General features: G+C 49.5%; 8 protein-coding genes. 3 read left to right on the top strand and 5 right to left on the bottom strand.

The window, feature by feature from the left end; all coding sequences use genetic code 11:
• Positions 1–239: 239 nt before the first annotated feature.
• Both NEPTK9_RS08690 and NEPTK9_RS08685 read right to left on the bottom strand, forming a co-directional pair.
• A complete protein-coding gene (locus tag NEPTK9_RS08690; RefSeq protein WP_194848441.1) occupies positions 240–974 on the bottom strand; it encodes an SAM-dependent methyltransferase in 735 nt (244 codons plus the stop codon).
• Positions 967–1,857, bottom strand: coding sequence for a DNA polymerase III subunit delta (locus NEPTK9_RS08685; RefSeq protein WP_194848440.1), 891 nt, complete (start codon positions 1,855–1,857; stop codon positions 967–969). Before NEPTK9_RS08685 ends, NEPTK9_RS08690 begins: the two co-directional genes overlap by 8 nt.
• 101 nt (positions 1,858–1,958) lie before the next feature.
• Here NEPTK9_RS08685 and NEPTK9_RS08680 point away from each other — a divergent pair, with 101 nt between their 5' ends.
• A complete protein-coding gene (locus NEPTK9_RS08680; RefSeq protein WP_228547101.1) occupies positions 1,959–2,252 on the top strand; it encodes a hypothetical protein in 294 nt (97 codons plus the stop codon).
• A 483-nt stretch (positions 2,253–2,735) separates the two neighbouring features.
• A complete protein-coding gene (locus tag NEPTK9_RS08675; RefSeq protein ID WP_194848438.1) occupies positions 2,736–3,647 on the top strand; it encodes an enoyl-[acyl-carrier-protein] reductase in 912 nt (303 codons plus the stop codon).
• Here the strand turns inward: NEPTK9_RS08675 and NEPTK9_RS08670 are convergent.
• Both NEPTK9_RS08670 and NEPTK9_RS08665 read right to left on the bottom strand, forming a co-directional pair.
• On the bottom strand, positions 3,547–4,674 hold the full coding sequence (locus NEPTK9_RS08670; protein ID WP_194848437.1) for a hypothetical protein: 1,128 nt from the start codon (positions 4,672–4,674) through the stop codon (positions 3,547–3,549). The genes NEPTK9_RS08675 and NEPTK9_RS08670 overlap by 101 nt on opposite strands.
• Positions 4,650–5,513, bottom strand: a complete 864-nt coding sequence (locus NEPTK9_RS08665) for an HAD family hydrolase (RefSeq protein WP_228547102.1) — start codon at positions 5,511–5,513, stop codon at positions 4,650–4,652. The genes NEPTK9_RS08670 and NEPTK9_RS08665 overlap by 25 nt, the downstream gene beginning before the upstream one ends.
• 37 nt (positions 5,514–5,550) lie before the next feature.
• Between NEPTK9_RS08665 and NEPTK9_RS08660 the strand changes: the two genes are divergently transcribed.
• Positions 5,551–5,961, top strand: coding sequence for a flagellar biosynthetic protein FliO (locus NEPTK9_RS08660; RefSeq protein WP_194848435.1), 411 nt, complete (start codon positions 5,551–5,553; stop codon positions 5,959–5,961).
• Here the strand turns inward: NEPTK9_RS08660 and NEPTK9_RS08655 are convergent, their stop codons facing one another.
• Positions 5,962–6,846 carry a hypothetical protein gene (locus NEPTK9_RS08655; RefSeq protein ID WP_194848434.1) on the bottom strand — a complete coding sequence of 295 codons (885 nt, stop codon included), beginning with the start codon at positions 6,844–6,846 and terminating at the stop codon, positions 5,962–5,964.
• Positions 6,847–7,013: the final 167 nt, after the last annotated feature.

Raw genomic sequence — 7,013 nt, 5'->3', positions numbered from 1 at the left:
ACCTTTACAGGTAAAAAGTTCGCACATTTATCGGTGGTATATGTAAGAAAGATACGTCGGGGGCAGCGGGGGGCTTGCCCCCGACGCATCTTTCATCCAACTAAGTATGCAGACTTAAAAAAATAAGGGGCTTGTTGTTCAGGAAAAAGTGTGCGAAAAAGCGAACAAGGCCGCAGCTGCGGCTTTATCAGATGTCCTTTTTTCCTCACCCATAGCGCTTTGGCTATGGGATTCGTCATTCAAGAAAATCTGGTTTTGCCTCGCTTGCCCTTCACCTTCAAAAAATTGTCGTGTACTGAGGCTATGACAAAGACAGCAGGAACCTTTCCTAGGGAAAGTCCTTTTTTCTTCCACTTGGCGATCTTGTCGGTGCGGACTCCTTGGGTGGGGAGGGTGAGGTTCCAGGCAACCGAAAGGTCGGTTTCATCTTGAAGTCCCCCGATGAGCGTTTGGAGAAATTTGTCGGTCCGGTAGGGCGCTTCGATAAAGAGATGGGTCTGATTTTTGGGAAGGGTGCGAAGTTTTTCCTTAAGCGCTTTGAGGTCGCGGGGGGGATAGCCATGGAAGGTGAAGTTTTGGGCGGAAAGGCCAGAGAGCTGGAGGGCATAGATGAGAGAGGAAGGGCCCGGGAAGGTCTGGACGGGGATGTTAAGGGAGTGGAGGCGGCGGATCAGGCGGGCGCCTGGGTCTGCAAGGACGGGCAATCCTGCGTCGGAAATAAGCCCCCACCGCTCCCCTTTTTGGAGGGGGGCGAGGAGGGTGTCGATTGTATCGGTGTGTTCGTTAAGAAGGAGGATCGGCACCTCGCGGAAGGAGGGGTGAAACTGTTTAAGAAAACGGCGTGCCCCCTTCTCACTTTCAGCGATCAGCCCATCGAGAGTGGGGACCACCTCCTCGACAGCGCGGGGAAAAAAGGCTTGTGGTTCGAGCTCCTCCCCCAAAAAGTTAGGAAGTAAGTAGAGTCCGTTATCCATCTCGCCTCGCTGCAAGTTTAGCGCGGAAATGATCGAAAAGGAGCGCTTGGTTGGAGATGTTCGAGCGGAGCTTCATCTCGAGCTCAAAAAGGTCTTGGAACCCCTCCCGATAAAAGGAAGCTTGAAGTCCCTTAGCCCGGATCTTATCGATCTTTTTGGGAGAGCCTTTCGCCGGTTTCCCTTCCGCAACCTGAAGGCCGAGTGCAAGCTGGTAACGGAGTTGCCCGACAAGGGAGTAGAGATCGGTATCGTCTAAAAGGGCAGGACCGCCCCAGACAGCCGCCTCGGAAAGCTGCCACCCATTTTGCTTGGGGTCAAGGGTGGCGATCGTCTTTACAGCTTGGAGGGTCACCTCTTTTTCATCGCCGGTGTAGACCAGCGCTTTTTCAACCTCGCTCACAAGGGGGGCAAAAGCCTCGGGGGAAAACTCTAAAAGGTAGGCGGCAGCAGCGGGGTCGAGCTTTTTTCCTCCCGCATGGGCAATCTCTAAAAGCCACCGCTGGAGACGGGGTTTCCGATCCCACGGCTTTTCCCCTGAAAGATCGAGGGTGACCCCCTCTTTTTCAAGTTTTTTGGTGAGCGCTGTAGGACTTTTACTCGTCAGGACCAGGATAAGATCGTCCGACAGGTGTAACTGTTTTCCTTCATAGGAGTCGCAGATAAGGACCCTCTTTTCGGCAAAAAGGGAGGGGGTTTCGAGCTCCCGGGAAAAGGTCTCCCCATCGCACCACTGGGTGGGGAGACCCAGACTCTTTACAATCCGCTCTGCCACAAACCGCCGCTCATCGGCGTCGGCAATACAAACAAAGTATACCGGCGAGGGGTGGTCGGGAAGGGCCTCATCGAGGTGCTTTTGAAAGGGATCCATTTTTAGGTATTTCATAAGGCTTATTGTAACGCATTCCCTCCTGAGTCGCAAGGATTATTTTAGTTGCAACTAAAATGGTTAAATTGTATTATGTTTGAAATTAACCAAAAATTATAATGATGGCAGCATTAAAAAAGATTTTTAAACACAAAAAAACCGCAACTACAAAGAAGAAGACCGCTACCACGCGGAAAAAGGTCGCTCCTGCGCGGAAGAAAAAAGTTGTCACCCGCAAGAAAGTGGCTCCCAAAAAGAAAGTGGCTCCGAAGAAAAAGGCCCCTCCTAGAAAGAAGGTGACCCCTGTCGAAGAACTTCCAGAACCTTCTGTTTCCCTCCCTGTGAAGAAGGTGAAGATCTTAATTCCCGTCGGGCGGATCCTTACCGCTGAGGGTTGGAAGCAGCGGAGCTAGAGGGTGTCGCCAAGAGATGCCAGGGCGTTTTCATAAAAAAGATTTTATATATTTGGGCATGGTTCAAAATAGGGTAACACTTTTTGGTCTTATGAAAGGTGCGTCGGGGGCGGAGCCCCGCACGAGGGTGGAACAGTGCTTTGCACGGCCCCCCGAGGAGGGTCGATTTGGCTTGCCAGGTTGAAGCTCAAGGGGGCAGCGGGGGGCCCCGCCCCCGACGCACCTTTCATAAGACCAAAAAGTGTTACCCTATTTTGAACCATGCCTATTTTTTGTTTATGTTAACTATCAATGAATTACGAAAAATTCATGTGCCATCGGACATTTTGAACGTAGGCAGGGAAAGCAGGGATTGGGGTATCCCTCATAGGGAAAGTTAGTGGTCAAATCTTTTTTGTGAAAACGCCCTGCAAGAGATGCTCTAACCTGTTGTCAAATTTCCCCTGATATGTTAAATTTCCATCTTAACCATGAGGTAATCAGATGAGTCTAAAAGGTCAAAAAGCTTTTATAGCAGGAATTGGAGATGATCAGGGATATGGCTGGGCCATTGCAAAGGCGCTGGCGGAAGCAGGATGTGAAATCATTATCGGCACCTGGGCCCCAATTGTAAAAATTTTTACCACATCTTGGGAAGTGGGCAAATTCGACGCTTCGCGGAAGCTTTCCGACGGCTCGATGATGAACTACCTCAAGCTCTACCCGATCGATGCGAGCTTCGATACCCCTGAAGAGGTCCCCGAAGAGATCAAGGAAAACAAGCGGTATAAGCAGTACTCGGGCTACACCGTCTCTGAAGTGGCTGCCCAAGTGGAAAAAGACTTTGGAAAAATCGATATCATCGTCCACTCTCTTGCCAACGGTCCTGAGGTGAAAAAGCCCCTTTTAGAAACCTCGCGGCAAGGCTACCTTGCAGCGGTCAGCGCTTCGGCTTACTCCTTTGTCAGCATGGTCAAATATTTCGGCCCGATCATGAATGAAAATGGGTCGGCGATTAACCTTACCTATCTCGCTTCCGAGCGAGCTGTTCCTGGTTACGGGGGCGGCATGAGCTCCGCAAAAGCAGCTCTTGAAAGTGATACCCGCACCCTTGCTTGGGAAGCGGGAAGAAAGTGGGGACTGCGGATCAATACGATTTCTGCAGGAGCCTTGGGAAGTCGGGCAGCGCGCGCTATCGGCTTTATCGGCGCGATGATCGAATATGCCCACCACAACGCTCCCCTTCAAAAGGACCTTAAAGCGGAAGAGATCGGCAATTCTGCGGCTTTCCTCCTTTCCCCTCAGGCCTCAGCGATTACTGGGGTGACTCTGTATGTTGACAATGGGATGCATGCGATGGGTGTGGCGGTTGACAGTCCGACACTTGCGCAAGAGAAAGAAGAAGCGTTAACTTAGAGCTGCGTCGCAGCGTTCGGAGGCTGATTCTCCAATCATAGGCGATAAAGTCCTTCTTGAGCAGTTGAGAAGGGCGGTTTCCTCGACTAATGTGGCCAAGAAAAGCTCCTTCCCCTTCCCCCTTTTCTAAAATAAGGGTTTGGGTCTGGGTGGGTGTGTGAATCGTCACCCGATCGCCCAGTCTAAACACAGTGCCTTTTTCTCCATTAATCCGGATCTCCAGATCGGGATGGTGATCGACATAAAAACTTAGCTCTGTCCGCTTTTTCTCATCGGGGATCTCTTCGGGATAGATGATCTGCCCTTCTTCAATCTTTTGATCACACACAAGGGTGTGGAGGTGGTCCCCTTCTTGCCACACAGTCCGCTCTCCTTTAGTCGGCACACAGTGGACCTCTTCGGTGGGAAAGACAAGGGCGGCTTGCAGGTGGACGGGGTGGAGTTTTAAGATGCGTGGGGTAAAGGTGCGGGTCGCATTTGCCATAAAAAGATCGAAGAGGGTGAGATCGGGAAGGGAGCCCCGCTGCTTTTCCTGGGCAAGGGGACCAGCGTAGAGGTGGTAGTCGGGATCCCAATAAGGGGCAAGAGTTTGGAGGGGCTGATCTTCTAGCTGAAGATGGAGCGCTTCGAGGGCAGCATCTTTAGAGGAGGTGATCGCTTTCGGGCGGGGTGGGGAAATGCCTGCATTGACCTTGATAAAGGGGAAGTGTTTGCTAATCAGTTGGAGGGGGAAAAAGGGGTGGCGGGACCATCCCCTATTCGGGTACTGGTGGAGGTAGGTGGGGAAATTCCCCTCTTCAAGCTGGAAGGCTAGGAGGCGCTCTAACCTCTCCTTGGCCTCTTCGACATTATCTTTTGAAAAGGTGCGCAAAAGGGCGAGGCAAAAGCAAAAATTTTCAAAGAGGGGGATGGTTTCGCGCGAGCCTTCATCTTCATAGCAAAAATGGATGAGTCCGGTTTGGGGACTTTCATAGTGGCGCGCTGCCTGAAGGGCAAGGTCGATTAGCTGCCGTTTTTCTTCCACCATTCCATCCCCTTCTGAATCCCTTCGATAATTCCCATTTCATAGGCAGGAGGGGCCATGATATGGGCAAGCTCTCCCATCCCATTTGGGGCCCCTTCCATCACAATCCGGACATCCCCTTGCTCTAGAAGAGGGATGTCATTGTTATCATCGCCTCCTGCAATCACCGGCTTTTTTAACCCATATTTCTTCACAAAGGTGGCTAGTGCCGCTCCCTTGTTGGCATCTTTGTGGGTGATCAAAATCAGGTGGAAAACTCCAGAGATTGGATCACGAATGAGCGTTGCCTTTAGCTCTTCAAGCTCCTGGAGCTTGTGATAAAACCCCTCAAGCATTTTCAAGGGGCCGATACATTTAATCACAGGAAAGGTCTGCTGGTCTTCGATGTTAAAGTCGGTGACTGGCTTCCAGGGAGAGCCAGAAAGTTTTTGGATCTCTTCTAAATACCCCTGCATCTCAGAAGGGAAACGGTCGGGACGGTAGTAACAAATGTCCCCTTTTTCATAGCCCGAGTAGACCAAAAAGTCACCAGGACATCCTTCATAAAGCCCATCAACCATCTCGACTATATCGAGGCCAAGATAGGCCCGATCGACAGACTTTTTAGAGGGCATCTCTAAAAGATCGGCCCCATTTTGAACCCCGAGCAAATAGGGAAAGGAGAGTTTAGGAAGAGCCATCATCGCAAAGGAGAGGGGGCGTCCTGTGACAAAGACAAACTGCCACCCTTCGCTGTGGAGGGTTTCAAAATAGTCAGCCACTTCGGCTGGGATCAGATGGTCGGAACCGGTGATGGTTCCGTCAATATCGAGAGCTATCGTTCCTTTATCCATAAAGATCATTATAGACAAAAATCCCCTTTCTACCCACAATAAAATTATGAAGCTTTGGAAACTTTTTTTGATCCTCCTCTTTACCCCACTCCTCGCTGAGGAGAAGGCTCCAGAAACTCCCCCACCCGCCGTGGAAGAAAAGGTGGTTGTGCCTCCCGCAGTCCATGAGACAACGGAGTCCTACGAAGCGGCCTTCATCAAAACCATTGTGGTTCTCGTCGGCCTTCTCGTCCTCATTATCTTAACGATCTGGATGTTTAAAAAGATTTCTCACGGAAGGCTGAAGACATTTAATGTTCTCAAGTCGGTCAAGATTTTGGAAAAACGTCCCTTAAGTCCCAAATCGATGCTCTACCTGATCGAAGTTGGGGGAAAGCAGGTGCTGATCGCTGAGTCGCAGCTTGATGTGCGGCAAATCACCACCCTTGATTATCTCGAAAAAGACGAAAATCTATAGTTACTTCTTTTTTTCTTGCTGCTCGACTTGCTCTTTAAGTAGCTTTGGCTGCTTACTATAATGTTCAACAAGCTTTGCGTAGGTTGAGAAAGTCTTTCCTTGCGGATCTACCCTCTCTTTCTTCTCATCTGTGAAGGGAAGCTGACACTGGTAGAGGTAAAAGGCTGAGTTCATCCCATCGAACTTTCGAAACTTTTTCTGTGGGTCTGTCTCTGCCGAGAACTGGATAAACTTTGTCACAAAAGTCATCCGCGGATCCGCGTTTAGATTCCACTCAAATTCCTTTTTAGTGAAGATGGACTGCATCCTCAAAGCTTCTTGGGGCGGGCTAAAGGCCCCCTTTATCGCAGCAACTTCCATTGGAATAAAACATAATACATCCCGCTTAAACTCTTTCCAAACATCTGAAAGCTTGTTGAACTTTTTTGAGAAGTGAAAGCTAAACCTTTCGACAAAAAGTTCGGGCAACCTCTTCTTTTCTTTATTCGCATAAACCTCTCCAAAGGTGTGAAAGAAAACTCCTACAAAAAGGACAACTAGGCGGAGTCCTCTTAATATCACTTTGGTAACAAAAAGGAGGGGGGTTGCAACTGCCATCAATCTTAAAAGGTTAGCGACCATGTTCGGCTCTTGCGCCATTCTGATGTCTTCCGTAGCGGTATCTGTGCAAAAGGTGTAGCTTTTCTTGACCAGCTTTTCCTCTTGGGCATCCTTATCCAAGGGCATCGTATGATACTGAGCGGTATCGTCAGCACCCTGGGTAGTTGTAGTTGATAGAAGCTCCGCCTCCCGCTTTTTTAAAAAGCCACTTTGGTACTTAAATCGATCCGGTGCTTCTGACAGGTATTTCTGGTCTATGAAGTAAGAGAAAAATTGCGTTAACATAATGCCTCCTTCGACAAGAAAACATTTTACTGCACCTGTAATATTAAAGGCAATCTTTCTGAAGAATTTCCAGCAATTCCCGGAATAAAAAATTTGAATAGCCCCCCTAACCATTTTTAAGCTACTAAAATTTCGTCCATGGAGGGACTATAAGGAAATAGCATTTC

Origin of the sequence: Candidatus Neptunochlamydia vexilliferae (assembly GCF_015356785.1) — a bacterium.
Lineage (GTDB): Bacteria > Chlamydiota > Chlamydiia > Chlamydiales > Simkaniaceae > Neptunichlamydia > Neptunichlamydia vexilliferae.
Note: the sequence above shows the minus strand (reverse complement) of the source record. Positions and strands in the feature narration are given on the sequence as shown.

Excerpts from the sequence above, each read along its gene's own strand:
- NEPTK9_RS08690 (WP_194848441.1), bottom strand. The coding sequence starts at position 974 with ATGGATAACGGACTCTACTTACTTCCTAACTTTTTGGGGGAGGAGCTC.
- NEPTK9_RS08685 (WP_194848440.1), bottom strand. The coding sequence starts at position 1,857 with ATGAAATACCTAAAAATGGATCCCTTTCAAAAGCACCTCGATGAGGCC.
- NEPTK9_RS08680 (WP_228547101.1), top strand. The coding sequence starts at position 1,959 with ATGATGGCAGCATTAAAAAAGATTTTTAAACACAAAAAAACCGCAACT.
- NEPTK9_RS08675 (WP_194848438.1), top strand. The coding sequence starts at position 2,736 with ATGAGTCTAAAAGGTCAAAAAGCTTTTATAGCAGGAATTGGAGATGAT.
- NEPTK9_RS08670 (WP_194848437.1), bottom strand. The coding sequence starts at position 4,674 with ATGGTGGAAGAAAAACGGCAGCTAATCGACCTTGCCCTTCAGGCAGCG.
- NEPTK9_RS08665 (WP_228547102.1), bottom strand. The coding sequence starts at position 5,513 with ATGATCTTTATGGATAAAGGAACGATAGCTCTCGATATTGACGGAACC.
- NEPTK9_RS08660 (WP_194848435.1), top strand. The coding sequence starts at position 5,551 with ATGAAGCTTTGGAAACTTTTTTTGATCCTCCTCTTTACCCCACTCCTC.
- NEPTK9_RS08655 (WP_194848434.1), bottom strand. The coding sequence starts at position 6,846 with ATGTTAACGCAATTTTTCTCTTACTTCATAGACCAGAAATACCTGTCA.